We start from the raw sequence: 344 nt of genomic DNA, 5'->3' as shown, positions 1-344 counted from the left end.
CTCGCCCCCACCCTGGCCAGCGGAGGACACCCCGCCCACCACACGCGAAGGGTAGGCCGGGCCCACCGGGCCCACCGGGCCCACCGGGCGTGCCGGGCGTGCTGAAGGCGCCGGCTCCACCGGACGCGCCGGATCCGCCGGGCGTGCTGAAGGCGTCGGGTGCGTTGAAGGGCCAGGGCGCGCTGCCCGTGCCGGGCGCGACGGGCAGGCTGAAGGCGCCGGATCCACCGGACGTGCCGGATCCACCGGGCGTGCTGAAGGTGCCGGATCCATCGGACGTGTCGGGTCCGCAGAGCGTGCCAGGCGAGGCGGGCGCGGCGCGCGTGCTGGACTTGTCGGGTCTG

Annotated in this window: 1 pseudogene; it reads left to right on the top strand. The window is 77.0% G+C overall.

From position 1 onward, the window contains the following. Positions 1 to 89: 89 nt before the first annotated feature. Positions 90 to 344: pseudogene (locus FLV34_RS41170) on the top strand (hypothetical protein); the annotation flags it as partial.

Source organism: Microbispora sp. CSR-4, from assembly GCF_008033685.1.
Classification (GTDB): domain Bacteria; phylum Actinomycetota; class Actinomycetes; order Streptosporangiales; family Streptosporangiaceae; genus Microbispora.
This window is presented reverse-complemented; position numbering and strand designations above follow the sequence as displayed.